The following is a 26,782-nucleotide window of genomic DNA, read 5'->3' on the forward strand; positions in this document are numbered from 1 at the left end:
TTGGGACCGTGGCGGCAGACGGCTGGACTGGGAGCAGTAGACCATCGTGAGCAGCGAGAACTCTTCGGCGGACGACGAACAGCGGGTGTGGGACGTCGTCGTGGTCGGCGCGGGGCCGGCGGGCGCCTCGGCCGCCTATGCGGCAGCGGTCGCGGGACGCAGCGTCCTGCTGCTGGAGAAGGCGGAGCTGCCCCGCTACAAGACATGTGGCGGCGGCATCATCGGCCCCTCGCGCGACGCCCTGCCGCCCGGCTTCGAGCTACCGCTCCAGGACCGGGTGCACGCGGTCACGTTCTCGCTCGACGGCAAGTTCACCCGCACCCGGCGCTCCAAGCAGATGCTGTTCGGGCTCATCAACCGGCCCGAGTTCGACCAGCAGCTCGTCGAGCACGCCCAGAAGGCGGGCGCCGAGCTGCGCACGGGAGTGACGGTCTCGCGGGTCGAACAGCACGGGTCCGCCGTGCCCGACCGGCGTACCGTCGCCGTCGTCCTCCAGGGCGGCGAGGCCGTGCTGGCGCGGGCGGTCGTCGGCGCGGACGGCAGCGCCAGCCGCATAGGGGCGCATGTCGGTGTGAAGCTCGACCAGGTCGACCTCGGCCTGGAGGCGGAGATCCCGGTGCCGGAGACGGTCGCCGAGGACTGGCAGGGACGGGTCCTGATCGACTGGGGTCCCATGCCGGGCAGTTACGGCTGGGTGTTCCCCAAGGGGGACACACTCACCGTCGGCGTGATCTCCGCGCGCGGTGAAGGCGCCGCCACCAAGCGGTACTTGGAGGACTTCATCGCCCGGCTCGGGCTCGCCGGCTTCGAGCCGAGCATCTCCTCCGGGCACCTGACGCGCTGCCGCGCCGACGACTCCCCGCTGTCGCGCGGGCGCGTACTGGTCTGCGGCGACGCGGCGGGGCTGCTCGAACCCTGGACCCGCGAGGGCATCTCCTTCGCGCTGCGCTCCGGACGGCTCGCGGGGGAGTGGGCGGTACGGATCGCCGAGGCGCACGACGCGGTGGACACCCGGCGCCAGGCGCTCAACTACGCCTTCGCCATCAAGGCGGGGCTCGGCGTCGAGATGGCCGTCGGCAAGAGCATGCTCGCGGCCTTCGAGCGCCGGCCGGGCATGCTCCACGCGGCGATCACCAGTTTCCGGCCCGCCTGGAGGGCGTTCGCCGGGATCACCCGTGGGTCGACCACGCTGGGCGAGCTGGTGCGTTCCCACCCGATGGCAGGGCGCGCCCTGTCCGCGTTCGACCGGCGATCGGCCGTCGCCGCGCCGACGGTTGCCGAGAGCACTGCGACCACGGAGTGATGGTTGGTCGCGGAGCTGTGGCCGCGTCCGCGTCCGTCGAGTGGTCGGTGGCCGGTGGTCGCGGAGCCGTGCCCGTGAAGTGGCCGGTGGCTGAGGGGGTGGCTGTCGGCTCCCGGCCGGTCAGCTCGTGACCGTGATCCGGAAGACCGGGTGGTCGGGGGCGATGCGCCGCAGCTCCTCGGGGGACGAGTCGGGGCCGACGCCACCGAAGAAGACACCGACCTCCGCCTTCCAGCGCTTGAGGTAGGCACGCAGCAGCGGAACCTTGTCGTCGTCGCCGACCTCGGTCGCGGTGAACGTGTCCACCCTCTTGCCGAGGCGCAGCTCGCCGCCGCCCGCGGCCCGCATGTTGTGCGTCCACTGGACGTGGCCGCGGGGGGCGACCAGGTACTGCTGTCCGTCCACGGTGAGCAGATTGACCGGGGTGGTGCGCCACGCGCCGCTCTTGCGGCCACGGACGGCCAGGACCCGGGAGCCCCAGATGCTGAGACCGCGGCGGGTCAGGAACGCCACGCAGCGGTTGAAGACGTTGACGGTGAACCAGCCGGGCTTCTGGACGTGCGTGGACATGATGACCCCCATCGGTTGCGAGAGCGCCGCTCTCTGAGTGGGAGCGCTGCTCGCTTTTGTGAGCACTGCTCTCGCTTGTGAGCAGTCTGCATGAGATCGGTGATCCAAATCAAGAGCAGTGCTCTCGTTCTTGTGCGCTGCTCTCGTTCGTGTGCGCCGCTCTTGATTGCGTGCGGCGATCTCGTTTGTGTGCACTGCTCTCGTTTGTGTGCACTGCTCTGAAAACGTGCCACACTTTCCCGCATGAGTACCGCACGCGGAGCACGCGCCCGAGCCAGGATCGAGGTCACCGCGGCCATCAAGGAAGAGGCGCGCAGACAGCTCGCCGCGGAGGGCGCCGCCAAGCTGTCGCTCAGAGCCGTCGCCCGGGAGCTCGGCATGGTCTCCTCCGCGCTCTACCGCTACTTCCCCAGCCGTGACGACCTGCTGACCGCGCTCATCATCGACGCCTATGACTCCCTCGGCGAGAGCGCGGAGGCGGCGCACGCGCAGGTCGCGGGCGCCGGGCCGCGCGAACGCTGGATCGCGGTGTGTGTGGCGGCGCGCCGCTGGGCCTTGGCGCAGCCGCACGAGTACGCGCTCATCTACGGTTCGCCCGTGCCCGGCTACACCGCACCGGACACGACCATCCCGGCCGCCTCCCGCGTGGGGCTGTTGCTGGTCGGCATCGTGCGGGACGCGTATCGGGGCAAGGGAGTGGCCCGCACCCCGCTGTCGCCCGAGCTGAAGGCCGAGGCGCAGCGGATGGCCGCCGACCTCGCGCCCGACCTGCCGCCCGAGGCGGTCGCGGCGCTCGTCGCCGCGTGGGCCCAGCTCTTCGGGCTGATCGGGTTCGAGCTGTTCGGGCAGTTCAACCGGCTCGTGGAGGACCGCGAGCCGTTCTTCCGGCACGCGGTGGACCAACTCGCCCACGGCGTGGGCCTGGTGTACCCCGAGCCGACCGGGACCCCGGCCAAGGGGAACGGTACGGGCGGTCCCTGACGGCGACCGGGTGTTGTTCCGTTCTTCCATTGAGATTTCCCTTGAGAGATCGGCGGTACTCCGTGGGGAGTACGCGTGATCACCTCGTCCGGCTGACGCCCCCGGCGGCCCGTGCCGTCTAGCGTGACCGTCATGGAAGAGCAGCGAACCCCCAGGTCCCCGGCGCGGGGCGGGGTACCGCCGTGGTGGCGGCACGGGCCACCGGGGTGGCACCGATGGGGCGGCGAGGACGATGGCGGCGGGCACGGCGGGCACGGTGGCCGGTGGCCGTGGCGTTCCACCCTGCTGCTGACCGTCTTCGTGCTGGGCGGCTCCCAGTTCGCGGCGCACGCCCAGGACGGCGAACGCACCCCCCTGGACCTCTTCGCGAGGGCGCTGCTGATCCTCGGTGCCGGCCTGCTGCTGTGGCGGCAGCGGTACCCGGTGTTCGTCGTCTTCGGGACGGCCGCGGCGACGCTGGTCTATCTGGGCGCCGGATATCCGTACGGGCCCGTCTTCGTCACCGTGGCGGTCGGCTGCTTCGCCGCGGTCGTCGCGGGGCACCGCTGGGCCGCCTGGACGGCCGTCGGCATGCTGTGGGTCGGCCATGTGCTGGTGGGGCACTGGCTCTACCGATGGCTGCCGCCCGCGGGGGACCGGGCCGGCTCCTGGAACCAGGAACTCGGCTTCGTCACCTGGGGGGTGGTGATCCTGGTGGCGTCGGAGCTGGCCCGGATACGCCGTGAGCAGTGGGCCCGCGACCGCGCCGAACGCGCGCGGGCGACCGCCCGGCGCGCCGACGAGGAGCGGCTGCGGATCGCCCGTGAACTGCACGACGTCCTCGCCCACAGCATCTCCGTGATCAACGTACAGGCGGGCGTCGGCCTCGCGCTTCTCGACTCCGACCCGGAACAGGCGCGCACGGCGCTCACCACCATCAAGGAGGCCAGCAAGGAGGCGCTCGGCGAGGTCCGCCAGGTGCTCGACACACTCCGTACGCCGGGGGAGGCGCCGCGCGCGCCGGCGCCCGGGCTCGACCGGCTCCCCGAACTCGTCGAACAGGCGGCGAGCGCGGGTCTGACGGTCGGGATCGAGGAACCCGGCGGCGTTCCGAAGCTTCCGCCGGGTACCGACCTCGCCGCCTTCCGTATCGTCCAGGAGGCCCTCACCAATGTCGTACGGCACTCGGGGTCGCGGCACGCGCGCGTGCGGCTCGAATCCGCGCAGGGCGCGCTGCGGCTGCGGATCGACGACGACGGGCCCGCGACCGGCACCGACGCGGGTGGCAGCGGCAACGGGCTGGCCGGTATGCGGGAGCGGGCCGTCGCCCTCGGTGGCACGATCGAGGCGGGCCCGCGCGACGACGGAGGCTTCCGGGTGCTGGCCGTGCTCCCGCTGAAGGTCGAGGAGGACCGGTGAACGCTGAAGGAGAGCCGGCAGATGGCGCAGGAGAGCCGGTGGACGGCGCGGGAGGATCGGTGGACGACGGGGGAGGACCGATGGACGGCGCGGGGGGACCGGTGATCCGCGTCCTGCTCGCCGACGACCAGTCACTGGTCAGGGCGGGCTTCAAGGCGCTGCTCGACGCACAGGCGGACCTGGAGGTGGCCGGTGAGGCGGCCGACGGTGAGGAGGCGGTGCGCAAGGTGCGCGAACTGCGCCCCGACGTCGTCCTGATGGACATCCGCATGCCGCTGCTCGACGGCCTCGCCGCGACCCGGCGCCTCACCGACGACCCGGACCTGAAGGACGTGAAGGTGGTCATGCTCACCACCTTCGAGCTCGACGAGTACGTCTTCGAGGCGATCCGTTCCGGCGCCTCCGGCTTCCTCGTCAAGGACACCGAGCCCGACGAACTCCTGCGCGCGGTACGGGCGGTGGTCGGCGGCGACGCACTGCTGTCACCGGGCGTGACGCGCCGTCTGATCGCGGAGTTCGCGGCCCGCTCCAAGGAGCCCGCGGCCGCGGAGTCGCTCGTCCGGCTCACCGAGCGGGAGCGGGAGGTGATGGCCCTGGTCGGTATCGGACTGTCGAACGACGAGATCGCGCGGCGTCTGGTCGTCAGTCCGCTCACGGCCAAGACCCATGTCAGCCGCACCATGGTGAAGCTCGGCGCCCGTGACCGGGCCCAACTGGTCGTGCTGGCCTACGAGTCGGGGTTGGTGCGGCCGGGGTGGCTCGGGTGAGTGCCGGCCGCGCGTCCGAAGCGGACGAGTACCGTGACCACACGTACCGCGAAGAGCGCGGTGGCCAGCAGTACCCCCGAGGTGATCAGGACCTTCTCGACGGTGAGCGGGAGATCGAAGAGCAGCGCGGGGCCGGATACGGCGCCCAGCGCCAGGCCCGCCGCGAAGGTCGCGCTGAGGAGCGCGTACCCGATCTCGACCGTCATCGCGTCCCGCTGCTCCTGCGTGCGTCTCCCCATGGTCCGAGTCTGTCACGGCAGTGCGCCCGGCGGGCAAGGGGTTGCCCGCCGGGCGCGTCGGGTCGAAGTGCCTGGCCGAAGTGCCGCGTCGACGCGGTGAGTTGAGGTCGCCGGCGAACCGGATCAGTCGCCGATCGCCACCCGACCCTGCGAGTCCTCCCGTACGGAGTCGTTGCCCACGGAGTCGTTCCCCACGGACCGTGCGACCACGACGGTCTGCCGCGGGCGCCGGGTCCGCAGCCCCGGCAGCGTGATCAGCAGCCCCGCCACGGCGATCCCCGTCACCACGATCAGACCGGGCCGGTAGCTGTCGAGGACGGCCTGCGGCGAGGAACCCGCCGAGGAGTTCGCGGTCACGACGGCCGTCACCACGGCCAGGAAGAGGGCGCCGCCCACCTGGACGGAGGTGTTGAGCAGACCCGAGACCATGCCCTGCTCGTGGTCGTCGACGCCGTTGGTGGCCTGGATGTTGAGCGAGGGGAAGATCAGCGCGCAGGCGGCGCCGATCAGCAGCATGGTCGGCAGGATCACGGTCGCGTACCCCGGGTCGAGGCTGATGCGCAGGAACAGCGCGTAGCCGACGACCATCAACACGAAGCCCACCGCGATGAGCCGCGGGGTCCCGAAGCGGTCGACGACGGCGCCGACCTTCGTGGAGGAGAGCGCGACCAGCGCCCCGGCAGGCAGGAAGGCGAGCGCGGTGTGCAGGGCCGACCAGCCGAGCAGCGACTGCATGTACAGCGTCACCAGGAACTGGAATCCGACGTACGAGCCGAAGAACGCCATCGCGCCGAGCTGGGCGCGGATCTGACTGCCCGAGCGGAGCACGCCGAGCCGGATCAGCGGCCCCGCCGAACGCCGCTCGACACGGACGAAGACGGTGAGCAGGACGGCCACGACGAGGAAGGACAGGAGGGTACGGGTCGAGGCCCAGCCGACCTCGGGGGCCTGGACGACGGTGAACACCAGCAGCAGCATCGAGGCCGTGCCGAGGACGGCGCCGGGGATGTCGTAGCCGTTGTGGTCCTTCTCGCGTTCGCTGCGCGGCAGCAGCTTCAGACCGACGAGCAGGGCGAGCAGTGCGATGGGCGCGGGCAGCAGCATGGTGAGGCGCCAACTGGCCTCGGTGAGCAGGCCGGACAGTACGAGGCCCATCGAGAAGCCGGTGGCCGCGCAGGTCGTGTAGATCGACAGCGCGCGATTGCGCAGGGGACCTTCGGCGAAGGTCGTGGTGATGATCGACAGGCCCGCCGGGGCGGTGAACGCCGCGCTCAGGCCCTTGATGAAGCGGCTGGCGATCAGCAGCGGGCCCGAGTCGACGAGCCCGCCGAGCAGCGAGGCGAGCGCGAAGACGCCCAGGGCCACCAGGAAGACCTGGCGGCGGCCCAGCAGGTCGGCGGTGCGGCCGCCGAGGAGGAGGAGTCCGCCGTATCCCAGGATGTAGCCGCTGACGATCCATTGCAGCGTCGAGGTGGAGAGGTCGAGTTCGGAGCCGATGGACGGCAGCGCGACGCCGACCATCGACACGTCCAGCGCGTCCAGGAACATCGCGGCGCAGAGCACCAGCAGGGTGCCCCACAGCCGCGGGGTCCAGCGTCCCTCGGTGGTGGGGGTGGTGAGCGGAGAGGTCATGCGGGAGACAGTACATGCACATGCATCGAATGCAAGTGCATTTAATTCCGATGCAACAAACTCGATTCTTTGCTACGGTGCGCCCATGGCGGCGAAGAAGGCCGAGCAGGTGCTCGTGGACCAGTGGCGTGACATCCTCGCGGTGCATGCGCGCACCCTGTGCGAGCTCGACCGTGAGCTGCACCGACACGGGCTGGGCGCAAGCGACTTCGAGGTGCTGGACGTGCTGGCCGGGGGTGCCGCGTCCGACGGTGACCGCTCCTACCGCGTTCAGGAGATCTCCGACCGCGTCCATCTGAGCCAGAGCGCCCTGTCCCGGCTGATCGCCCGGCTGGAGAAGGACGGTCTCGTGACCCGCGGCATGTGCCCGGAGGACCGGCGGGGGGTGTCCGTCTGCCTCACCCCGAAGGGGCGAGCGCTCCATGCCGAGGTGCTGCCGGTGCAGCGGGCGGTGCTGACGCGGATGCTGGCGGACGGGCCGGTCACCGGCGACTGACACCGCGGACCACCGGCCGGAGGCCATCACCCGCGGACCGCGACCGTACGCGGACCGACCTGATCGGGATGGCGGTGTCTCAGCCCCAGGTGATGCCGGACTTCTCCCGCCACAGCGCGGCGAGCGAGGCGTCACCGGTCAAGTCCGGGAACGGCAGCCGGTTCCAGAGCGCCAGATAGAGCCGTGCCGCGGGCCCCGCCAGCTCGCAGTCGACGTCGCCGCCCGCCGCCACGCCCCACTCGCTGACCGGCGGCTCGGGCGACAGCCGTACGGTCCACACCGCGTCCGCGTCGGTGGCGCGCACCCGCAGCACACGGGGCGTTCGGGAGCGCACCTGGCTCCTCGGACGTCCGTGGAAGCCGCGCAGCAACTCGTGGATCCCGTCCACCGCGAAGCCCCGCGTCACCGTGTCCGGCGTCTCGCCGAGCGCCGACTGTGCGTCGACCCGGTGCATGGTCGTCTCGTGCGCCTGCCGCCGCGCCCAGAAGGCGAGTGGCGAGGGCGCGGGCAGAAAGCTCCAGCAGGACAGGTCGGGCGGAGCGGCCGCGAGCGTGTCGACCAGGCGGCGATGGCCGTCCCTGAACCAGGCCAGCAGTTCGGCGCCGTCCAGTTCGGGCAGACCGCCGTCCGGGTGGTACGTGGGGTAGCCCTCGGCGACGAACGCCGTCGCCCACCGGTGCACCATGCCCGTGTGCCGCACCAGATCCCGCACCTGCCATCCCGGGCAGGTCGCCACCTTGACGTCGGGCCCCGCCTGCTCGGCCGCCGCGGCGAGCGACCGGCCCTCCTGGTCCAGGGTCTCCACGAACTCCGGAATCTCCATGCGGCGAGTGTGCCGGACCGAGTGGGCTCCGGGGGCCACGGACGCGTATTGCGGCACCTGACAGGGATCACTGCCGACGGCACGGTATGCCGACCCGGCCGCTGGCGTTACCCGCGGCGGGCAAGGAGAAGCCCCGGCTGGACGGGGGAGACCAGCCGGGGCCGTATGTCGTGGCCGACGGAGGGCGGTCGCCTCGCGGCGGAACGCTCCATGGGGCTTCAGCCGGACGATCGTCCCCATGGGCTGTAGGTGAGACCCGGGGACACTGTCCCCTCCGCAGCCACGTACTCATTAACGGCCGGTCCCCCAGGGTTGTTCCCGCCCGGTCCCGTCGCCCGCTGTGAGCTGGGGCACGCCCGTCCGCGGGGGGCATCCGTCAGGGCCCAGGGGCGACGAGTCGTCAGCTCACGGCCGCCCGGCGCGTCCCGAACCCGATGAGCGCGGCCAGCGCCGCCAGTACCGTCACGCTGGTGAGGGCGATGGGCAGCGAGAACCAGTCGGCCATGAACCCGATCGCGGGCGGTCCCAGGAGCATGCCGCCGTAGCCGAGGGTCGAGGCGATGGCGACACCGCCGGGGCCGGCGAGGGAGCCCGCGCGTTCGACGGCGACGGGGAAGATGTTGGCGAGCCCGAGCCCTGTGATCGCGAAGCCGAGCAGGGCCGCCCACACGGAGGGGGCGAGCGCGCCGAGCAGCATGCCGGTGGCGGCCGTGGCGCCGCCGCCCACCAGCGTCCGTGTGCGGCCCAGCCGTTCCAGCAGCGTCGTACCGCCGGCCCGGCCGATGGTCATGGCGAGCGCGAAGCAGGAGTAGCCGGCGGCAGCGACGCCCGGGTGGGCCCGCAGGTCCTGTTCCAGGTGGAGGGCTCCCCAGTCGGCCAGGGCACCCTCGCCGTACGCGGTGCACAGGGCGATCAGGCCGAAGACGAACACCAGCCCCCGGGTGCGTGCGTCGAGGCGACGCGGGGCGCGCTCCTCGCGCGACTGTCCGCGCTCCGGGGGCGCCGGAGGCTCGTGACTCAGCAGGGTGCGTCCGGCGAGGGCGGTCACCAGCAGGCCGATCACGGTGAGCGCGGGCAGGTGCCGGGTGGGGGACAGGGAACCGGCCACCAGTGCGCCGAGCCCCGCGCCGATCATGCCGCCCAGGCTGAACGCCGCGTGGAAACTCGGCATGACCGGCCGCCGCAGCGCGGCCACCAGATCGACGGCGGCGCTGTTCATGGCGACGTTGATACCGCCGTACGCCGCCCCGAACACCAGCAGTACCAACCCCAGCGCGACTGCCGAGTGCGTCAGCGGGGGCAGGGCCACGCTCAGCGCCAGCAGGATGCCGCAGACGACGGTCACCGGATGGCTGCCGAAGCGGCGGCACAGCCGGCCGGTGAGCGTCATCGTGATCACCGCTCCGGCGGAGACGCCGAGCAGCGCGAGTCCCAGGGTGCTCGCCGAGGCGCCGGTCTGCTCCTTGATGGCCGGGATGCGGACGACCCACCCCGCGAAGACGAAGCCGTCGAGGGCGAAGAAGGCGGTGATGGCGATACGCAGGCGGGTGAGGTCGTCGGGGCCCCGCACGGCACTGTGCGACCGGGCTTTGTTTATTAGCGGCACAAAGTCAGCGTAGGCGGCGGGCGGGGGTCGGGCAAGGAGCCTGTCGCGCCGAGCCGGTGACCGCCTCGCGCCGAGCCGGTGACCGCGGCGGGATCACGGTGCTCCGCTGGGGCGACGAGGCCCGGCCCGACTTCATCCGCGAGCACGCCATGACCGGGCGCCACCGCCTCGCCGACGGGCTCGGCGAACCGCACAGCGGCTCCGACACCGCGGCGCCGCGCACCACCGCCGAGGATCACGGCGACCACTTCCTTGGACCGCAGACCGTCGCCCTTGGACCGCAGACCGTCGGCCTTGTGCGGCAGACCGTCGGCGTCCACCCGGGCACACGCAAGGCGGAACCGCGCGACGCCCTCGCCTGCGCCGGGGTGTGGCGCGTGGTGTGGCCCGGCCGGGTCGGCGGCAGGCCATCGGGCCTCTCCCACGACGGCTTTCACCCCTAGCGGCGCCTCATGCGCCGGCTGAACGAGGAGTGAATCGGCCTCCGATCCGCTGTCGGGCCCGGGCGCCGGACGGCCTGGTCGGGCACGGGCAAGCCAATTCCCACTCTTCCGTTACGACAGACACCCTTGACAGCTTGCGTACTGATTCGCGACGTTTGAGCCTCGCGGAACAGTTCGAGACGCGTCATGGGGGAATGGGGGGCGGTCGGCCGTGCGATCGATGAACAACGATCCTCACGCCTTAGGCGGCCGCGCCGCGAACGGTACGTCCCTCGCGGAGCCCGCGGAAGGGCGGTTGATCTGAGGTGGAGATCACGATCCACAGACCGGAGGAGCTGGGCAGTTCGCTCCTCCTGGCCTGGCATCGGGTGATGGACGAGTCGCCCGACTACGCCAACCCGTTCCTGGCCCCGGAGTTCGCGGCGGGGATCGACAGGTACCGAGGCGGGGCGCACGTGGCGGTCCTCCACGAGAGAGGGGAGCCCGTCGGCTTCTTCCCGTACGAGCGCAACTCCCTGGGCGTCGGCCGGGCCATCGGTCTCGGTCTCTCCGACTGTCAGGCCCTGGTGCACCGCCCCGGGGTCACCTGGGACACGCAGGAACTGCTGCGGGCCTGCGGGTTGTCCGTCTTCGAGTTCGACCACCTCGTCGAGGAGCAGAAACCCTTCGGCAGACATGTCACCGGGACGTTCGCCTCACCGGCGATAGACCTGAAGGTCGGCGAGGGCACCTACGCCGAGTGGCTGCGCGGCGCCTACCCGGGACTGGCCAAGACGACGCTGAAGAAGGAACGCCGCCTGGGACGCGACCTGGGCGAGATGCGCTTCGTCTACGACGAGCGCGACCCGCGGGTGCTGCGCACCCTCATGCGCTGGAAGTCCGCCCAGTACCGCAGGACGGGACGGATGGACCGGTTCGCGCGGCCCTGGATCGTGGACCTGGTGGACCATCTCTTCCGGGTCCGTGAGGAGCACTTCAACGGCGTGCTGTCCGTGCTGTACGCCGGTGACCGGCCGGTGGCCGCACACTTCGGACCGACCTCGCGCACCCTGTTCGCCGCCTGGTTCACCGCGTACGACCCCGAACTCCGCTACTACTCGCCCGGGTTGATCATGCACCTCCGGATGGCCGAGGCCGCCGGGCGGGAGGGCGTGCGGCTCATGGACCTGGGCCGTGGCGACAAGGAGTGGAAGGACTGGCTCAAGACCCGGGAGCTGCGCGTGGGCGAAGGGTTCGCGACCCGCCCCCACCCGATGGCCACGGCGCACCGGCTCTGGCGCAGGCCGGTGCGCGGCCTGCGCAACACGGTCCTGGCCCATCCCAGGCTGCGGGATCCGGCCGACCGGCTGCTGAAGACGGTCGGCACGCTGCGTACTTCGGGCCGGCCGGACTCCGGCGCGGCAGGCCCCCGCGCCCGCTGAGCCGGCTTCTCCACCGACGGTCCGGGTGGCCGTGCGGCAGCGATGGCATCGGTGGGCGCGTCCACCCGGAGGGTTTCCGGGTGGTGTCGCGTGGCTGGGAGTGGCATGGGCGACGTGGTGGGTAATCTCGCGCTCCGACCGGCGGCATCGCTGCGGGCGGACCCAGGAGAAGACCCATCACCGAACCGAAGCCCGTACAGGCGGAGCCCGCCCCGGGAGATCAGCCCCGCGAGGCCGAGCAGCTGAGGGACATGCTGCGGCAGCCCGCGTACCGGCGGACGTTGCTGTTCTGCGGCCTGATCGGGATCCCGGTGTCGTTGGTCGCGTTCTGGTTCCTCGTCCTGCTGCACGAGCTGGAACGCCTGATCTGGGTGGACTGGCCGCACCATCTCGGGTGGTCGAATCCGCCGTGGTGGTGGCCGTTGCCGCCGGCTCTGCTGTCGGGTGCGGTCGTCGCCCTGGTCGTCCTGCGGTTTCCCGGCCGGGGCGGACACATCCCGGCGGGGGGCCTGCAGCCCGGAGGCGCGTCGAAGGACGCCGTTCCCGGCGTGGTCCTCGCCGCGCTGGCGAGTCTGCCGCTGGGAGCCGTGCTCGGGCCCGAGGCGCCGCTGATCGCTCTGGGCGGCGGTCTGGCGCTGCTGTTCCGGGATCTCGTACGCGTTCCCGCGACCGAGGCGAACACGGCGTTGCTCGGTGCCGCGGGCGCCGCGTCGGCCATCTCCGTGATCTTCGGAAGTCCGCTGGTGGCGGCCGTGCTCCTGATGGAGGTGTCCGGAGTGGGCGGGCCGCAGCTGTTCGCGGTGATGCTCCCCGTCCTGCTGGCCGGCGGAATCGGCGCCATCGTGTTCACCGGCTTCGGAGACTGGACCGGACTGAAGACCGGGAGCCTGGAGATCGGACTGCCCGCGCCCTCCGTCCTCGATGCCGGGGACGTGGTGTGGTCGGTACTCATGGCGGTCGTCATCGGGGCGGCCATCCACTGGATCCTCGCGGGCGGACGGATCGCGGCGCGCCTCGTGATCGCGCGGCCGTTGCGCAACACGGTGCTCTGCGCACTCGGCGCGGCCCTCTGCGCGGCGCTCTACGCGGTCCTCACCGGCCGTTCGCCGTCCGACGTCGCCCTGTCGGGGCAGTCCATCCTGGGACAGCTCGCCACCGACCCGCACGCCTGGTCGGTCGGCAGCCTGGTGGCGGTCCTGGTGTTCAAGGGCGTCGCGTACGCGCTCTGCCTGGGCAGCCTGCGCGGCGGTCCGGTGTTCCCCGCGCTGTTCCTGGGCGGCGCGATGGGCGCCCTGCTCGCGCCGCTGCCGGGGCTCGGCGTCGTGCCCGGCGTGGCGGCGGGCATGGCGGCCTCGTCCGCCGCCGCGCTCCGGCTGCCGGTCAGCTGTGTGGTGCTGGTCGTGCTGATGGTGGGCAACTCGGGCACGGTGCCGGTGATCGTGCTCGCCGCCGTGGTGTCCTTCGTGACCACCGAACTGCTGTCGCAGGGGCCGGGAATCCCGGTGTTCAGCGATGGAGCGCGTCGAGCGCCTCGTCCAGTGTCGTCGCGGCCATGATCAGCGAGAGATGGGTGAAGGCCTGCGGGAAGTTGCCCAGTTGCTCCCCACTGGGACCGATCTCCTCGGCGAACAGGCCGACGTGGTTCGCGTACGTCTGCATCTTCTCGAAGGCATAGCGGGCCTGGGGCAGGCGCCCCGCGCGGGCGAGGGCGTCGACGTACAGGAAGGTGCACAGACTGAAGGTTCCCTCGGAGCCGCGCAGTCCGTCGGGCGAGGCCCCGGGGTCGTAGCGGTAGACCAGGCTGTCGGAGACGAGGACGCGGTCCATGGCGTCGAGGGTGTTGAGCCAGCCGGGGCTGCGGGGGGCCAGGAATCCGACCCGGGGGACGAGCAGCAGCGAGGCGTCCAGGACGTCGCCGCCGTAGTACTGGACGAGGGCCTGCTCCTTGTCGTTCCAGCCGCGCTCCATGACCTGTTCGAGGATCGCGTCCCGGGCCCGGGTCCAGCGCACGGTGTCGGCCGGCCTGCTGAACGCGTGCGCCAGCTTCAGGCCGCGGTCGAACGCGGCCCAGCACATCACCCGGCTGTAGGTGAAGTCCTTGCGTCCGCCCCGGGTCTCCCAGATGCCCTCGTCGGGCCGGTCCCAGGAGTCGGCGAGCCAGTCGAGGGTGGCGGCGAGCCCCTTCCAGCCGTGGTAGCCCGTCTGTTCGCCGACCTCGCGGCCCTCGGCCAGGGCGTAGAGGGCCTCGCCGTAGATGTCGAGCTGCAGTTGGTCACAGGCGGCGTTGCCGGCCCGGACCGGGTAGGAGCCGCGGTAGCCCTCGAAGTGCTCCAGGATCTCCTCCGTCAGATGGGGGTCGCCGTCGACCCGGTACATGATCTGGAGGGGTTCGTCGTCGGGGCCCTCGCGGGCGGCCAGGCGGTCGCCCAGCCAGCGGGTGAAGCGGGTGGCCTCCTCCACGAAGCCGAGGTCGAGCAGGGCCCGCACCGAGAGGGAGCCGTCCCGCACCCAGGTGTAGCGGTAGTCCCAGTTGCGCTCGCCGCCGACCTGCTCGGGCAGTCCCATGGTGGCGGCGGCGACCGGGGCGCCCGTGGGGGCGTAGGTGAGGAGTTTGAGGGTGATCGCGGAGCGGTGCACGATGTCCGTCCAGCGGCCGTGGTAGCGCGAGGTGCGCACCCACTTCTGCCAGAAGTCGACGTTCTCCCAGAGGTCTTCGGTGATCCCTTCGACGGTGGGGGACGGTGGCGCCTTCCCGTCCGGCGCGCAGACGGTGAACACCACGGCCGCCGTCTCCCCGGCGTTGAGGGTGATGGCCCCACGGACGTCCTGCCCGTCCCGTTCGAGCGGGATGGTGCCCTGGAGGTAGGCGGTCGTCCCGGGAGCCCGGAACGTCGCCGTCTCCTGCAGCGGTCTGTCGTGCGTCAGGTCGAGTTCATGGGCGGCCCGCGCGTAGTCGAACCGCGGCCGGCATTCGAGTGTGAAGCGCACGGTGCCGCGCACCGAGCGGACGACCCGCACCAGGCTGTGCCGGTCGGTCGCCGTCGGGCCCGGCTGGACCGGCATGTGGTCGACGATCTCGCCGACTCCGTCGGGTGACATGAAGCGGGTCACCACGATGGCGGTGTCCGGGTAGTAGAGCTGTCTCCAGGTGCCTTCGGGGTGTTCGGGTGCGAGGAGGAAGTAGCCGCCGCCGTCGTGGTCGAGCAGCGAGGCGAAGATGCTCGGTGAGTCGAAGCGCGGTGCGGCGAACCAGTCGATCACTCCCTGGGAGGAGACCAGGGCCGCGGTCTGAAGGTCCCCGACGAGCCCGTGGTCGGCGATGGGCGGGTAGCGATCCATGCTGCTCTCCTTGTCAGGCGTGTCAGGCGGTTTCAGCCTTGACCCGCCCGGAACGGACGGCGTCGACGAGCGCGCGGTGGTCCTGCTCGTTCTGGTCGGCATAGCGCTCGGCGAACGTCACCAGCGCCCGGTCGAAGACCTCACCCCCGCCCAGGTAGGCGGCGATGGCGATCCGGTCCCCCGACCTCGCGTGCGCGCGGGCCAGCGTGGCACCGCACAGTTCACCGAAGGCCCGCATCCCGTCCGGCACCATCGACTCGGGCTCCGCGATGCCCTTCCAGTCCCGCAACTGCCGCACATAGAAGTCCCGTCGGCCGCCGTCGATGCCGTCAGCCCGAGCCCAGCCGAGGAAGATGTCGCTGGTGGCCTGCATGAGCCGCTGACCGCAGACCACGCGCTCGCCCTGCGTCGGGCAGCCGCTCGCCCCGGCGAACGGTGCGAGTACCGACTCGTCGGCCTCCTTGGCCTGCAGGAGCAGCGGATCCTGGTCGTCGCGGCCGAGCAGCAGAATGATCCAGCAGCGGGTGCCCACGCTGCCGACCCCGACCACCTTGCGGGCCACGTCGACCAGCCGGTACTGCTCCAGCAGCAGCCGGCGGTCCGACGGGAGGCTCTGACCGTACCGTTCGATCATCCGGCGGATCAGCTCCTCCATCGCGTCGCGTTCGACGTCCGGAAGCAGGTCCTGGAGTGGTGTGACCAGCGGGGGATCCGGGGCGATGCGGACCTTCCCGTCGACGACGTGGGTCAGCTTTTCGAAGGCCCGGAGGCTGTCGCGGGTGCGTGCCTTCGCCACCGACCGCGACCAGCGCTCGCGGGCCCGCGCGCTCGTCTCCGGGAAGACGTGGGTCCGCACCCAGTCCTCGTCGAACCGGGCGTACCACACGGGGAGATTGCCCAGCGCGGCGAAGCGCCGCTGCCACTCGCGGTACGACCGCACCGTGGACCGCACGACATCGGCCCGCTCCTTGGCGCTGAAGCCGTTCGCCCGGCCGGCGATGACGAAACTCGTGGACAGCCGCTTGACGTCCCACTCCCACGGGCCGGGCAGCGTTTCGTCGAAGTCGTTGATGTCGAACATCATGCGGCGTTCGGGCGAGGCCAGCAGCCGGAAGTTCAGCAGGTGCGCGTCGCCGCACACCTGCGTGGTGATCCCGCTGCGGGGAGTGTCGGCGAGGTCGCCGGCCATGATGGCGGCGGCCCCCCGGTAGAAGCGGAACGGTGACTCGATCATCCTCCCGTAGCGGATCGGTACGAGATCGGGCACCCGGGTCGCGGACTGCGTCTCGATGACGTCCACGGGGTCGGGCCGCTTCTGAGCGGGAGTGAACTCGGCGTGACTGGAGCGGGGTACGGCGGCCCGGGCGGCCTTGCCGGTCTCGGCACGCTCGCGGGGCGTGCGGTGCGGGATGACGCCGTCGGCCGGGTGGCGCGAGGTCATCGCGGTCGGTCCGCGATGCGCTCACCGACACGCAGGGCGTCGGTGATGGCCGTCAGCGACGGGTTGACCGTTCCGATGCTCGGGAAGAAGCTCGGGTCGACGACGTACAGGTTGTCGAGGTCGTGGGCCTTGCAGTCCACGTCGAGGGCGGAGTCGGCGGGGTCGCGGCCGAAGCGGACGGTGCCCGCCTGATGCGCCGTGGCGCCGATGGGCATGCCCTTGTGCAGGTAGATGCTCCGCGACAGGAGATGGTCTTCGTACATGCCCAAGTGGCCGCGCATGCCCCGCAGTTCGTGCCGCGGGTGGTTCGGTCCTGCGATGTTGTTCTTCTCGTCGAGGGTCAGGTGGATGCCGCCGTCCCGGTCCAGCGTGACGCGGTTGTCGGGGGTGTTGCCGCCCACGTAGTAATTGACCTCGGGCGGGAACTGGTTTCCGTGTTTGTCGAACCAGGATTCCGGCGCGCGGTATTTCCCTTTGACGAAGACGGCGGTGGAATACCGGTTGTCGCGTTCACGAGGAAGACAGTCCCCGCGTGCGAGAAGGAGGATCCGCTTTCCCGTGGGCGCGAGCCGGTGGGCGATCGTGCCGCCGCCCGCACCGGTGCCGACCACGATGACGTCGTAGTGCTGTGCGTCGGTCATGCGGGCCACCGTCCCCACTGCCCCCGTGGGCATCTGCCCCGAAACCCAAGGTATCCCTGGGGGATATTTCCGGCGAGTTGGCCTATTCGGGTGAACCGAGGCGCCGGGACACGGCGGGTTCCCGCGCGATGACCGCCCCGGCGGTGATCCCGGCGGCGATGACGACGCAGAGCCCGATCAGCCATGACAACACCGTGAAGACCGCACCCAGCGACCCGTAGCGGTCCAGGCTGCGGTTGAGCGCGCTGGGCACGTACAGCTTGGCGACCACCGACAGAGTGGTCATGGCCACCCCGGTCAGGAGCGCACCGGGCAGCAGGGGCAGCCAGAGGACGCGCGCGGCCAGCAGCAGGTGCTGGGTCCACCACCAGACGCCCACCTGGGCGATCAGCAGGAGCGGCACGCCCAGCCATCCCCCCACGCCGAACCCGGTGCGCAGCGGTCCCTGCAGGGCGAGGATGACCAGCCAGGCCGCGATCCACACGAGCCATCTCCAGGCGGCGATCCGTGCGCTCGCACCCGGCAGTCGCCAGGCACGTTGGCACAGGCGTTGCATCGCCCGGCTGCACGCCGTGGCGGAGAGCAGCACCATCAGCGAACTGACCACTCCGGCGCTCTGCTGCAGGTTCGCGGGATTGGCCTCGAAGACCTTCCTCAGCTCCTGTTCGGAGGAGCCGTTGATACCGAAGACGTCGTGCAGGGAGGAGACGATCTCGTCGCGCACCGCCCGCGGGGCGAAGGACGCGACCACGAAGAGCAGCGGAACGGCGGTCAGGAACACCTGGGCCGCCAGCCGGGTCGCGGAATCCAGCAGGTTCACCGCGATCAGGTGCGAGGTGAGACGGGTGATCACCGGGAAGCGCTCCTCGGCGCCGGCGCGCAGCCGCCGCAGTCGCGCCCCCAGCTCCGCGGCCCGCCCGCGCAGGCGGCCCGCCCCGCCGTCGGTGGGCGGGCCGGATCCTCTGCCTGCGCGCAATTCCGCTCCCGGGTCCGGACTGGGCTCCACGCCCCGAGGCGTGACCACGCCACCAGGGTGCCGTCCAGGGCGGCCGCCCGCCTGCGGCGCGAGCGCCGTTGCGCCGTACGGGGGAGAGGCCGCCCGAGGAGTTCCGGACGGCACCGCTGAATTGTGGCTGCGGGCGGGAGCGGTGACGATGGGGCCATGCGCGCATCCGGCGCCGCCCCGAGCCCGGCGCGGCCGTGCGGGGGCAGCGATGGTCCTTGACCTGGTCCTCATCGGTCTGGCGATCGCAGTGAACCCCTTCTCGGTCACCGCGTTCGTGCTGGTGCTGTCCGCGCGGGGCGGGATCTGGAACGGGCTGGCCTTCGTCCTCACCTGGCTGGCCAGTTTCGTCGCGATCATCGCCTTGGTGCTGCTGATGACCGGCGGGAAACCGCCGCCGCCCAAGTCGGCGCCCTCCACGGCCGCCCTGGCCGCCAAAATCGCCATCGGCGTCGGCCTCGTCTGGTACGGGGAGCGCACCCGTCGCAGGAGGGGCAGGCGGCGCAAGTCCTCCGGGATGATGTCCCGGCTCGACCGGATCTCCCCGTGGACGGCGGCCGGGCTGGCGCTGTTCCTCCAGCCCTGGGGGCTGGTGGCCGCCGGTGCCGCCACCGTGGTGGAGGCGGACCTCTCCCACGCCGCCTCGTACGCGGCGTTGCTGGGCTACTGCCTGCTGGCCAGCTCCAGCCTGCTGGCCATGGAGATCTACGCGACCTTCGCCCCCGAATCCTCCCGCGTACGGCTCGGGCGGCTGCGGACGTGGCTGGAGGGCCATCAGGACGAGGCGATCGTGACGGTGTGCCTGCTGCTGGGGCTGTGGCTGGTGGGGAAGAGCATCTACCAGCTGACCGCCTGACCCTGACCGGTCCTCACCTCACCGCCCGGGTGACGGCCCCTCACCTCACCGCCCGGGTGACGGTGACCATCACGGCACCGCTGACGCGAGCGCCGGCCATCTCCGGATCGGCGCCATCACCGGACCGCCAGGGTGATGGCGGTCGTCACGGACCGTCAGGGTGATGGCAGACGTCACGGACCGGCAGGGCGATGCCCGCTGTCACGGGACTGTCAGGGTGATGGCGGTTCTCACGGGACCGCCGGGTGACGGCCGTCGTCACTGGATCGCCGGGCGGTGACCGTCGGCGTCGTCACAGGATGGCCAGGGGATTGACGGGCGAGCCGGTGGCCGCGGGCAGCCGGAGCGGAGCGATCACGCACAGGAACGACCAGCGGCCTTCCCGCGCGCAGATCGGCGCGAGGTCCTCGAACCGCAGATAGTCGAGCAGATGCAGTCCCAAGGCGTGGACGGCGAGCACATGCACCGGGAACGCGACCCCTCGTACCGCGCTCGGGGCCGTGTCGTTGTTGCTGTCACTGCCGAGCACCGCCACCTCCCGGTCGGCCACGAACTCCATCGCGGTCGGATGGAGTCCGGCACGGGCGGCGGCCACGTCCCAGGGGCCCAGCTCCTCGCGGCGCCGGCGGTGTCCGACCCGTACGAGCAGGATGTCTCCGCGACCGACCCGCAACCCCTGCCGGGTCTCGGCGGCGCTCAGGTCCTCGGCGGTCACGTTCGATCCGGGTTCGAGCCAGGAGAGGCCGTGCACCCGGGGTATGTCGAGGAGGACCCCGCGTCCGACGATGCCGTCGCGGGCCAGCTCCACCGACAGGACGCTCGCGCCCTCCGGCGACAGCGCGTCCGCCGCCGGTATGCCGCCGTGCAGCGTGCCGTCGTAGATGACATGGCACAGCGCGTCGAGGTGACTGTCCACATCGCTGTGAACGTTCATGGCGAAGCGGTCCCGCGCGAAGTCCACGCCCTTCGCGACCGGTTCGCCGTCCGCCGGAGCGGTGAGCCGGTGCTCGGCCGGATCGGCGTCGTCGGGTTCGGCACGGGTCTCCACGGGGGCGGCGAGCGACACCGTGCGTCCCGACCGCACCTCGCGGACGGCCGCCAGCACCTGTTCCGCGGTGATCGTGTCCAGGGCGCCCCGGCGCCTGCCACCACCGGAGGCCGTGCCGCGCAGTCGGCGGTAGAGCGACCGGAACTCGGCCTCGCTCAGCTCGTCGGGCATCGGCATGTCACCAGCCTCCGACAGAAGCCGGATTCCGGCACGCCGAGTTGCCGGGGGCAGGTACCGCCGCGTCAATGAAGGAGCGACCCGTCCACGTCACGACCCGGCGCACCGCACCGAAACGCGGAGGTCCGGATGGACATGATCCATGTCCGCGCGGTGTGCCCGCCGGATCTCACGCGACGCGCCATGGCCCTGCTGGACGACGAGCCGTGCGCCGTGAACGTGTGCCTCCAGACGGGCAGCGTACGCAACCCCGACGGTGACGCCATCGAGTGCGACGTCCTGACCGGAGCCGCGAACGACGTGCTGCGCGGTCTGCGGGACCTGGGTCCGGAGCGCCACGGCTCCATCGTTCTCGATCCGGTGGACACGGTGTTCTCGGAACACGCCGAGAGGACCGGGGACCGGCACGCTCAAGTGCCGGCGGGCGATCTGGCGACGGGTGGGCGAACGCCGGCACCGGCGCGAGGTCACGCGGACGGCGTAGGGGCGGACGGCGCCGGAGAAGACGGCTTCGAAGTGTCCGCGGCCGAGGGAGCGCCGGTGTCCAGGAACTCGCGGATCGCGAAGGCGACCAGCACGATCACCACGGTCCACACCACGACCCACGTGGTCGGGTAGCTCCAGGTGAACAGCACGACCGCGGCGACCGCCAGGATCGCGGCGCCGATCCACCGCTTGAAGCGGTGCACGAACCGGCCGACCGGACCCAGCGGGAGCCCCGCCGACACGGCGACGTCGCGCAGGGCGCCGATGCCCCTGCGACAGCCCGTACGGATGAGGACGGCGATCCGGGAAGGCCCGACGAGGAAGGCGCCGGCGGCCGTCACGAGCGCGAGTGCTCCGACCGCGCGAACACCGGCGCGCAGGAACCTGACCAGGGAGTCGAACACCGTGGCGGCGGCGTCCTCGGACGTCCCGACGGGCAGATGGTCGAGATAGACCGCCCGCGCGACGGCCAGGACGATGCCGAGCACGACCATGGCGGCGAACACCCCGAGCGCGGCCCCGATCAGGGCCCGGCGACGGTTGGTGGCCAGATACACGCCCGCGGCGGCGATCAGCACGGCGATGACGGGGAGCCAGCCGCCGATGATGTCCAGCACCCGCAGATACGTCTTGATCTTGCCGACGTCCTTCGACGCGAACACCACGAAGTCCGTGTGTACGGCCGGGATCCGAGCGGCAGGCTTGAAGCCGGCGCTGACCAGCCGGTCCTTGACCTGGGCCACGATCGGCGCCACATCGATGGTGACCTGACCGTTCTTGGCGGACACCGCACCGGTGGCGTTGCCCGTGAGGGCCTTGTCCAGCGCGCTGTGGGCCCGGCGGTTGGCGTCCACCCAGACGGTGTCGAAGGCCTTGCTGGAGACCACCCGCTGCACGGTGTCGCCGACCAGACTCTTCAGACCGCTGGTGATCGGGCCGCCCAGGTCGCCGAGCAGCGTGGCAATCCTCGGCGGGGCACCCTGCTCCGACGCCGCCCGCTCCAGATCCTTGACCAGCGCGTCCACGTCGATCTGCGCCAGGACCGCCGTGGTGACCCGGTTGGTGACCGCCTTCTGCACATCCGGATCGCTCGCCAGCGGTCCCACGGTGGCGACATAGCGGTCGGTGTCCCGGACGATGCTGTTCGCCCAGACCGCGACGACGGCCAGCAGCGACAGCAGCGAGGCGAGGAGGATCAGCAGGACCGAACCCGTCGAGCGGAGCCAGTGGTGCCGCGCGGCCCCCGCCGGCCCCCCGGTCTCCAGAGCGCTCACCCGGTGTCGCAGCTCGTCCAACTCGTTGCGCTCCCGCGCCGAGAGCCGCTGCTCGCCGGACGGTTCGGGGGGCTTGTGGTCCGGGTCCGGTGGAGGCGGGCTGCTCGTCATGGTTACAGCAGAGGCGTACGCATCCGATCCCGCGACCCGGAACCGGCCCGGCGGGTGAACACCGCACCGAGGTGCGACGCCTTCCGTCCGATGCTGCAATGGAATTCGGGCCCGTGGATGCGCAGGCATGCGGGGACAGGGGAAACTCCATGACCACCCAGAGGTGAAGCCGTGAGCGATTCTGCCGTCAGCGATGAATTCGCCGAAATGGGCCCAATCGACTATATAGTCGTCGAGTTTCCCGGCAACCGCATGACTGGCGAAGGCTTTCCCCTGCTGGTCGACCTCGTGGACCGCGGCGTCATCCGGATCCTTGATCTGATGTTTGTCAGGAAGGAAGAGGACGGATCCGTGGTCGGCATGGAGATCGCCGACCTCACCGGCGACGGAGCCCTCGACCTCGCCGTCTTCGAGGGAGCTTCCTCCGGCCTGCTGGGCGAGGACGACATCGAGGAGGCGGGCAGCGCCCTGGAGCCCGGCAACTCGGCCGGAATCCTGGTCTACGAGAACCTGTGGGCCGCTCCCTTCGCCACCGCCCTGCGCCGCGGCGGCGCCCAACTGGTCGCCTCCGGTCGCATCCCCGTGCCGGCCGTGCTGGCCGCGCTGGACGCGACGGAGTAGCACACGGCCGCCGCCCGCGCGTTCTGGAGGCATCGCCACCGCACTCGTGAGCGTCTGATCCGTCAGGGGCCCGGGGGCCCGGCGCAGTGCTCGACGGCGGTCCGCACCCGGGCGAGGTTCACCGGAAGGCCGGCCGTGGCATCCAGGGTCATGCCCGGCTCGTCCCGCTCCAGCGGCTCCAGCGTCTCGAACTGCGAGTCGACCAGCCTGGCGGGCATGAAGTGGCCGGTGCGCCGGGACACACGGTCCCGGGCCGTCGCCCGGTCCAGGGCGAGGTACAGGTACCGCAACGCCGGCCCCCCGGCCTCCCGGAACTCGTCGCGATAGGCGCGCTTGAGGGCCGAGCAGGCGACGACCAGTCCCTCGCGGGCCTCGGCGGAGCGACGGATGCGCTCCGAGAGGGCACGCAGCCAGGGCGCGCGGTCGGTGTCGTCCAGGGCGTGGCCCGCGGTCATCTTCGCGATGTTCGCCGCGGGATGGAAGTCGTCGCCCTCGACGAACGTCAGGCCGAGGTCCTCGGCGGCCGCTTGGCCGAAGGTGGTCTTCCCGGATCCCGACACGCCGAGGACCACGATGATCGGGGGCCTTTGCCCGTCCCCTTCGCCGCCTCCGGCGCTGCCCCCGGCCCCGGTCACGGGTTCTCGGGTTCCCGCCCTGGTGCCGTCTGCCGCAGATCCACCTCGGTGAGGGGCTGGAGGGCCCCGCGGGTGTCCAGCCGGTAGAGCAGGACGAGCGGCGGCCCGACGAGCACCACCGCGATGACCGTGACCAGCATGAGCCAGCGCAGCGTCGTCGCCGCGCCGGCCGCCTGGGACACGGTCAGTGAGGTGGGGATGAGATAGGGCCGCTGGGCCAGTCCCCAGGCCACGACGACGAGGGCCACGCTGCCGATCGCGGTGACCCTCGCCCATCCCGTCGCGACGCGGAACAGCAGCCAGGCGGTGGTCAACGCGCTGACGACGGCGATGAGTACGAGGACGAGACCGATTCCACCGGTCAGCCCGTCGTAGACGTAGGGCGCGTCGTCGTGGGTCACGGCGAGGCCGACGACCGCCAGCACGGCGAGGACGACGAGAGTGCACCAGGCCCGCCGCCGGAAGTAGCCGACGAGGTCGGGGGCGTCGAACCGGCGGGCGTCGGCGGTCAGGAACACCGCCCCGAGGAAGGCGGTCGCGGCGACGGTGAGCAGCCCGGCGATCACGGAGGTCCCGTTGGACCAGGCGTCGGCGGACGCCTTCGTGCCGGGAGCCACCCGGCCCGTGGCGATCCCCCCGACCGCCGCGCCGAGGAAGAAGGGGGTCAGCAGCGAGGAGACGGCGAAGACGGCGCCGTAGATCCTGCGCCGGGCGAGGCGCCGCGTGGGCTTGCGCAGGGCGAAGCCGGCACCGCGCAGGACGAGTCCCACGGCCGCGAGCGCCAGCGGGAGCCACATGGCGGAGAAGACCGTCTGGAACAGGACCGGGAACCCGGTCCACATGATGACCAGGACGAAGATGAGCCAGACGTTGTTGGTCTCCCACACGGGTTCCATGGCGTGGTCGATGAGCCACCTCGGGCGCTTGCCGCGTTCGGCGCCGCCCGCGACGAGGTCCCAGAAGCCGGCACCGTAGTCCGTGCCACCAGCACACGCGTAGGCGGCCACCGCCACCAGCAGCACCCAGGCGACGACGTCCTCGATCATTCGTCTCCCCCGTCCCCGCTCGCGGTGGTCGACAACGGGCGGGGCCCGTAGGGAGTGCCGCCCTCCAGATCCTCGGCGCCGGCCGCCGTGGGCGCGCCCTCGTCGGCCAGCCGCCAGCGGTGGCTCATCTTCGCAAGGACGGTCAGGAAGGAACCGAAGGCGAGGACGTAGACCACCACGACGATGCCGAACATCGTCCACAGGGACGCGGCGCGGGTGCCCGTGACCGCCTCCGAGACCCGCATGTTCTGGTAGACGATCCAGGGCTGCCGGCCCACCTCGGTCGTGATCCAGCCGCACTCCACGGTCAGCAGACAGGCGGCGCCGGCGAGGGCGGCACACCGGAGGAACCAGCGCGACCGGGGCAGTTCGCGACGCCGCAGCCAGCACCAGCCGTACCAGAGCGCGAGCAGCACGAGCAGGCTTCCGACGGTCACCATGATGTCGAACGCCCAGTGGGCGATGGTGGCCTGGATCACCGTCGGGCGGTCGCTCGCCGCGACCGACGTCAGTCCGGTCACCTCGGTGGTCGGTCTGAATCCGGCGAGGACCGAGTCCAGTTGGGGGATCTTGATCCCGCCGGAGACCGACCCGTCGGCGTGCAGACGCCCGAAGAGGTACTCCGGTACGCGGGTGTCGGTCTTCCACACCAGCTCGGTGGCCGCGAACTTCACGGGCTGCTTCTGGAAGACGGAGCGGGCGATGGAGTCCCCGAGCACGAACTGCACGGGGGTGAGGATCGCGGCGACGGCGAACGGCAAGGTGAAGCCGAGCCGGTGGTAGCGGTCCCGGCGGCCGCGCAGCAGGCCGACCGCGTACACCCCGGCGACGACGTATCCGGCGGTCAGGACCACGCCGACCACGAAGTGCCAGTACTCGGGGCCGAACATCGGTGTGAAGACCGCCTGCCGCACATTGACGTTCACCGGCCTGCCGGACGCGTCGAGAGTGAAGCCGCGCGGGGTGTTCATCCAGGCGTTCGCGGCCACGACGCCGAACGCCCCCATCAGGGCGGCCAGCGGCAGGGGCAGGCCGAGCCAGAAGTGCGTCCACGGCTTGAGCCTGCGCCAGCCGTACAGGTAGATGGCGATGAAGATCGCCTCGAGGAAGAACGCCCAGGCCTCGATCCCGAAGCCGAAGCCGAAGACGTCGCCCCACCGGCCCATCATCCCGGGCCACAGCAGACCGAATTCGAAGGACAGCACGGTGCCCGTCACGATGCCGATCGCGAACTGGACGGCCATGACCGCAGACCAGCGCCGTGCGAGCAGCAGGGCGATGGCGTCGCCCTTGCGCAGCCCGCGGTAGTGCATGAGGAGCGTGATGGCGGGCAGCGCCACGCCGAAGGGTACGAGCAGGATGTGGGAGGCCAGAGTGAAGGCCATCAGCTCCCGGGCCGGGAGGAGTTGTGGTGGACCGTCCGCGAGAAGGTGCTCGACTGCGCTGTTCACATGACCTCGGTGGCTCGTACGGGATGGCTGAGGGGCCCTGCTTCAGCCGCCGGTGGCGAAACCGGGGAACAGCGTCATGCCGCCGTCCACGTAGATCGTGGTGCCCACGACGTAGTCGAAGAGGTCGGACGCGAGCGCCGCCACCGCGTTCGCGATGTCGTCCGGGTCGCCCACGCGGTGGTAGGGGATGAGCTGGAGGAGGTCGGCCTCGGCCTCGGGGGTGTCCCAGGCGTCGCGGTTGATGGGCGTGCGGATCGCGCCCGGGGCGACGGCGTTCACCCGGATCCCCTGCGGCGCGAGCTCCTGCGCGAGGGTCGCCATGAGCATCTGCACCCCGCCCTTGGACGACGCGTAGTTCACATGCCCCGCCCACGGGATGATCTGGTGGACCGAACTCATGCAGATGATCTTCCCGGCCGAACGGGAGACCTCGGGGACGACGCCCCGCCGCAGAAACTCCTTGGTCGCTTCGCGGGCGCACAGGAACTGTCCGGTCAGATTGACGTCCAGCACCTTCTGCCACTGGGCCATGGTCATCTCGGTGACGGGGGCGTCACGCTGGAGCCCGGCGTTCGCCACCATGATGTCGATGGTCCCGAACTCCTCGACCATGCGGGACACCATGTCGACGACCTGGTCCTCCTGGGACACGTCCGCCTCGTGCGCGTAGGCGCGCACCCCGAAGCCCTCGATCTCGCGTACGACCTCTTCCGCGGCGTCCCGCCCGGACACGTAGTTCACCACCACGTCGGCGCCCACCCGGCCGAGGCCGATGGCCGTGGCCTTGCCGATGCCGGAATTCGCGCCCGTCACCAGCGCCTTCTGCCCCTTGAGGAGCGGGAAGGCAAGGGGTCGGCGACCATCACTGCCGCTGGTTTCCACTCATGTCTCCCTGTGGGTGGCGACGCGGACCGTCGGAGGAATCCGCTTTTCGGAGGAATCCGCCCCACAACGAAAACACTGGTGAGTCGGGA

General features: G+C 71.3%; 25 protein-coding genes. 10 read left to right on the top strand and 15 right to left on the bottom strand.

Translation table 11 applies throughout. From position 1 onward, the window contains the following. Positions 1-46: 46 nt before the first annotated feature. A complete protein-coding gene (locus AQJ27_RS24980) occupies positions 47-1,303 on the top strand; it encodes a geranylgeranyl reductase family protein (RefSeq protein WP_067372955.1) in 1,257 nt (418 codons plus the stop codon). Between the two features lie 120 nt (positions 1,304-1,423). Here the strand turns inward: AQJ27_RS24980 and AQJ27_RS24985 are convergent, their stop codons facing one another. Further along, positions 1,424-1,873 (bottom strand): nitroreductase family deazaflavin-dependent oxidoreductase, encoded by a 450-nt coding sequence (locus tag AQJ27_RS24985; protein WP_079065253.1) that lies wholly within the window; start codon positions 1,871-1,873, stop codon positions 1,424-1,426. Between the two features lie 243 nt (positions 1,874-2,116). Here AQJ27_RS24985 and AQJ27_RS24990 point away from each other — a divergent pair, with 243 nt between their 5' ends. The 3 genes from AQJ27_RS24990 (at position 2,117) to AQJ27_RS25000 (ending at position 5,019) form a co-directional block, all read left to right on the top strand. After that, complete coding sequence (locus AQJ27_RS24990) at positions 2,117-2,854, top strand: TetR/AcrR family transcriptional regulator (protein ID WP_067372961.1); 738 nt, start codon at positions 2,117-2,119, stop codon at positions 2,852-2,854. 132 nt (positions 2,855-2,986) lie between these two features. Continuing rightward, entirely contained in the window at positions 2,987-4,252 is a 1,266-nt protein-coding gene (locus AQJ27_RS24995; RefSeq protein WP_067372964.1) for a sensor histidine kinase, read from the top strand. 101 nt (positions 4,253-4,353) lie between these two features. Continuing rightward, on the top strand, positions 4,354-5,019 hold the full coding sequence (locus tag AQJ27_RS25000; RefSeq protein ID WP_054228788.1) for a response regulator transcription factor: 666 nt from the start codon (positions 4,354-4,356) through the stop codon (positions 5,017-5,019). Here AQJ27_RS25000 and AQJ27_RS25005 read toward each other — a convergent pair. Together AQJ27_RS25005 and AQJ27_RS25010 are read right to left on the bottom strand one after the other, a co-directional pair. Next, positions 4,980-5,258, bottom strand: coding sequence for a DUF6332 family protein (locus tag AQJ27_RS25005; protein WP_067372966.1), 279 nt, complete (start codon positions 5,256-5,258; stop codon positions 4,980-4,982). The genes AQJ27_RS25000 and AQJ27_RS25005 overlap by 40 nt on opposite strands. 123 nt (positions 5,259-5,381) lie before the next feature. After that, positions 5,382-6,890 carry an MFS transporter gene (locus tag AQJ27_RS25010; RefSeq protein WP_067372969.1) on the bottom strand — a complete coding sequence of 503 codons (1,509 nt, stop codon included), beginning with the start codon at positions 6,888-6,890 and terminating at the stop codon, positions 5,382-5,384. Positions 6,891-6,975: 85 nt separating this feature from the next. Here AQJ27_RS25010 and AQJ27_RS25015 point away from each other — a divergent pair, with 85 nt between their 5' ends. Further along, a complete protein-coding gene (locus tag AQJ27_RS25015; RefSeq protein ID WP_067372972.1) occupies positions 6,976-7,386 on the top strand; it encodes a MarR family winged helix-turn-helix transcriptional regulator in 411 nt (136 codons plus the stop codon). Positions 7,387-7,465: 79 nt separating this feature from the next. Here the strand turns inward: AQJ27_RS25015 and AQJ27_RS25020 are convergent, their stop codons facing one another. Beyond that, positions 7,466-8,209, bottom strand: a complete 744-nt coding sequence (locus tag AQJ27_RS25020; RefSeq protein ID WP_067372975.1) for a maleylpyruvate isomerase family mycothiol-dependent enzyme — start codon at positions 8,207-8,209, stop codon at positions 7,466-7,468. Between the two features lie 400 nt (positions 8,210-8,609). After that, the gene (locus AQJ27_RS25025; RefSeq protein ID WP_235613565.1) at positions 8,610-9,815 is read right to left on the bottom strand and encodes an MFS transporter; all 1,206 of its coding nucleotides are present in this window, start codon (positions 9,813-9,815) and stop codon (positions 8,610-8,612) included. 56 nt (positions 9,816-9,871) lie between these two features. On the opposite strand from AQJ27_RS25025, the gene AQJ27_RS58795 reads away from it, so the two are divergent. From AQJ27_RS58795 to AQJ27_RS25040, 3 genes are all read left to right on the top strand, one after another. Further along, positions 9,872-10,258, top strand: a complete 387-nt coding sequence (locus AQJ27_RS58795) for an acyl-CoA reductase (protein ID WP_067372981.1) — start codon at positions 9,872-9,874, stop codon at positions 10,256-10,258. Positions 10,259-10,563: 305 nt separating this feature from the next. Beyond that, positions 10,564-11,679, top strand: a complete 1,116-nt coding sequence (locus tag AQJ27_RS25035) for a GNAT family N-acetyltransferase (RefSeq protein ID WP_067372984.1) — start codon at positions 10,564-10,566, stop codon at positions 11,677-11,679. A gap of 251 nt (positions 11,680-11,930) precedes the next feature. Further along, the gene (locus tag AQJ27_RS25040; protein WP_067372987.1) at positions 11,931-13,235 is read left to right on the top strand and encodes a chloride channel protein; all 1,305 of its coding nucleotides are present in this window, start codon (positions 11,931-11,933) and stop codon (positions 13,233-13,235) included. Here the strand turns inward: AQJ27_RS25040 and AQJ27_RS25045 are convergent. The 4 genes from AQJ27_RS25045 to AQJ27_RS25060 form a co-directional block, all read right to left on the bottom strand. Next, entirely contained in the window at positions 13,186-15,018 is a 1,833-nt protein-coding gene (locus tag AQJ27_RS25045) for a glycoside hydrolase family 15 protein (RefSeq protein WP_067372990.1), read from the bottom strand. The genes AQJ27_RS25040 and AQJ27_RS25045 overlap by 50 nt on opposite strands. Before the next feature lie 22 nt (positions 15,019-15,040). Next, positions 15,041-16,459 carry a DUF2252 domain-containing protein gene (locus tag AQJ27_RS25050; protein WP_067372993.1) on the bottom strand — a complete coding sequence of 473 codons (1,419 nt, stop codon included), beginning with the start codon at positions 16,457-16,459 and terminating at the stop codon, positions 15,041-15,043. Continuing rightward, positions 16,456-17,100 (bottom strand): GMC family oxidoreductase, encoded by a 645-nt coding sequence (locus tag AQJ27_RS25055; protein ID WP_067372996.1) that lies wholly within the window; start codon positions 17,098-17,100, stop codon positions 16,456-16,458. Before AQJ27_RS25055 ends, AQJ27_RS25050 begins: the two co-directional genes overlap by 4 nt. Before the next feature lie 82 nt (positions 17,101-17,182). After that, a complete protein-coding gene (locus AQJ27_RS25060; RefSeq protein ID WP_235613564.1) occupies positions 17,183-18,076 on the bottom strand; it encodes a YhjD/YihY/BrkB family envelope integrity protein in 894 nt (297 codons plus the stop codon). Between the two features lie 238 nt (positions 18,077-18,314). On the opposite strand from AQJ27_RS25060, the gene AQJ27_RS25065 reads away from it, so the two are divergent. Beyond that, complete coding sequence (locus AQJ27_RS25065) at positions 18,315-18,959, top strand: GAP family protein (protein ID WP_067372999.1); 645 nt, start codon at positions 18,315-18,317, stop codon at positions 18,957-18,959. Between the two features lie 292 nt (positions 18,960-19,251). On the opposite strand, the gene AQJ27_RS25070 is transcribed toward AQJ27_RS25065, so the two are convergent. Then, positions 19,252-20,184, bottom strand: coding sequence for a cyclase family protein (locus tag AQJ27_RS25070; RefSeq protein WP_201264325.1), 933 nt, complete (start codon positions 20,182-20,184; stop codon positions 19,252-19,254). A gap of 467 nt (positions 20,185-20,651) precedes the next feature. Continuing rightward, positions 20,652-22,055, bottom strand: a complete 1,404-nt coding sequence (locus tag AQJ27_RS25075) for a hypothetical protein (RefSeq protein ID WP_235613563.1) — start codon at positions 22,053-22,055, stop codon at positions 20,652-20,654. A 207-nt stretch (positions 22,056-22,262) separates the two neighbouring features. On the opposite strand from AQJ27_RS25075, the gene AQJ27_RS25080 reads away from it, so the two are divergent. Continuing rightward, a complete protein-coding gene (locus AQJ27_RS25080; protein ID WP_067373001.1) occupies positions 22,263-22,676 on the top strand; it encodes a DUF6325 family protein in 414 nt (137 codons plus the stop codon). Positions 22,677-22,738: 62 nt separating this feature from the next. Here the strand turns inward: AQJ27_RS25080 and AQJ27_RS25085 are convergent, their stop codons facing one another. The 4 genes from AQJ27_RS25085 to AQJ27_RS25100 form a co-directional block, all read right to left on the bottom strand. Further along, positions 22,739-23,311 carry a gluconokinase gene (locus AQJ27_RS25085; protein ID WP_067373004.1) on the bottom strand — a complete coding sequence of 191 codons (573 nt, stop codon included), beginning with the start codon at positions 23,309-23,311 and terminating at the stop codon, positions 22,739-22,741. Next, positions 23,308-24,357, bottom strand: a complete 1,050-nt coding sequence (locus AQJ27_RS25090; protein WP_067373007.1) for a cytochrome d ubiquinol oxidase subunit II — start codon at positions 24,355-24,357, stop codon at positions 23,308-23,310. The genes AQJ27_RS25085 and AQJ27_RS25090 overlap by 4 nt, the downstream gene beginning before the upstream one ends. Beyond that, positions 24,354-25,742, bottom strand: a complete 1,389-nt coding sequence (locus AQJ27_RS25095; RefSeq protein WP_079065233.1) for a cytochrome ubiquinol oxidase subunit I — start codon at positions 25,740-25,742, stop codon at positions 24,354-24,356. Before AQJ27_RS25095 ends, AQJ27_RS25090 begins: the two co-directional genes overlap by 4 nt. 108 nt (positions 25,743-25,850) lie before the next feature. Further along, positions 25,851-26,690: an SDR family oxidoreductase gene (locus AQJ27_RS25100; protein WP_067373013.1), complete on the bottom strand. Its 840-nt coding sequence runs from the start codon at positions 26,688-26,690 to the stop codon at positions 25,851-25,853. Between the last annotated feature and the right edge of the window lie 92 nt (positions 26,691-26,782).

Source organism: Streptomyces olivochromogenes, assembly GCF_001514115.1.
Classification (GTDB): Bacteria; Actinomycetota; Actinomycetes; order Streptomycetales; family Streptomycetaceae; genus Streptomyces; species Streptomyces olivochromogenes.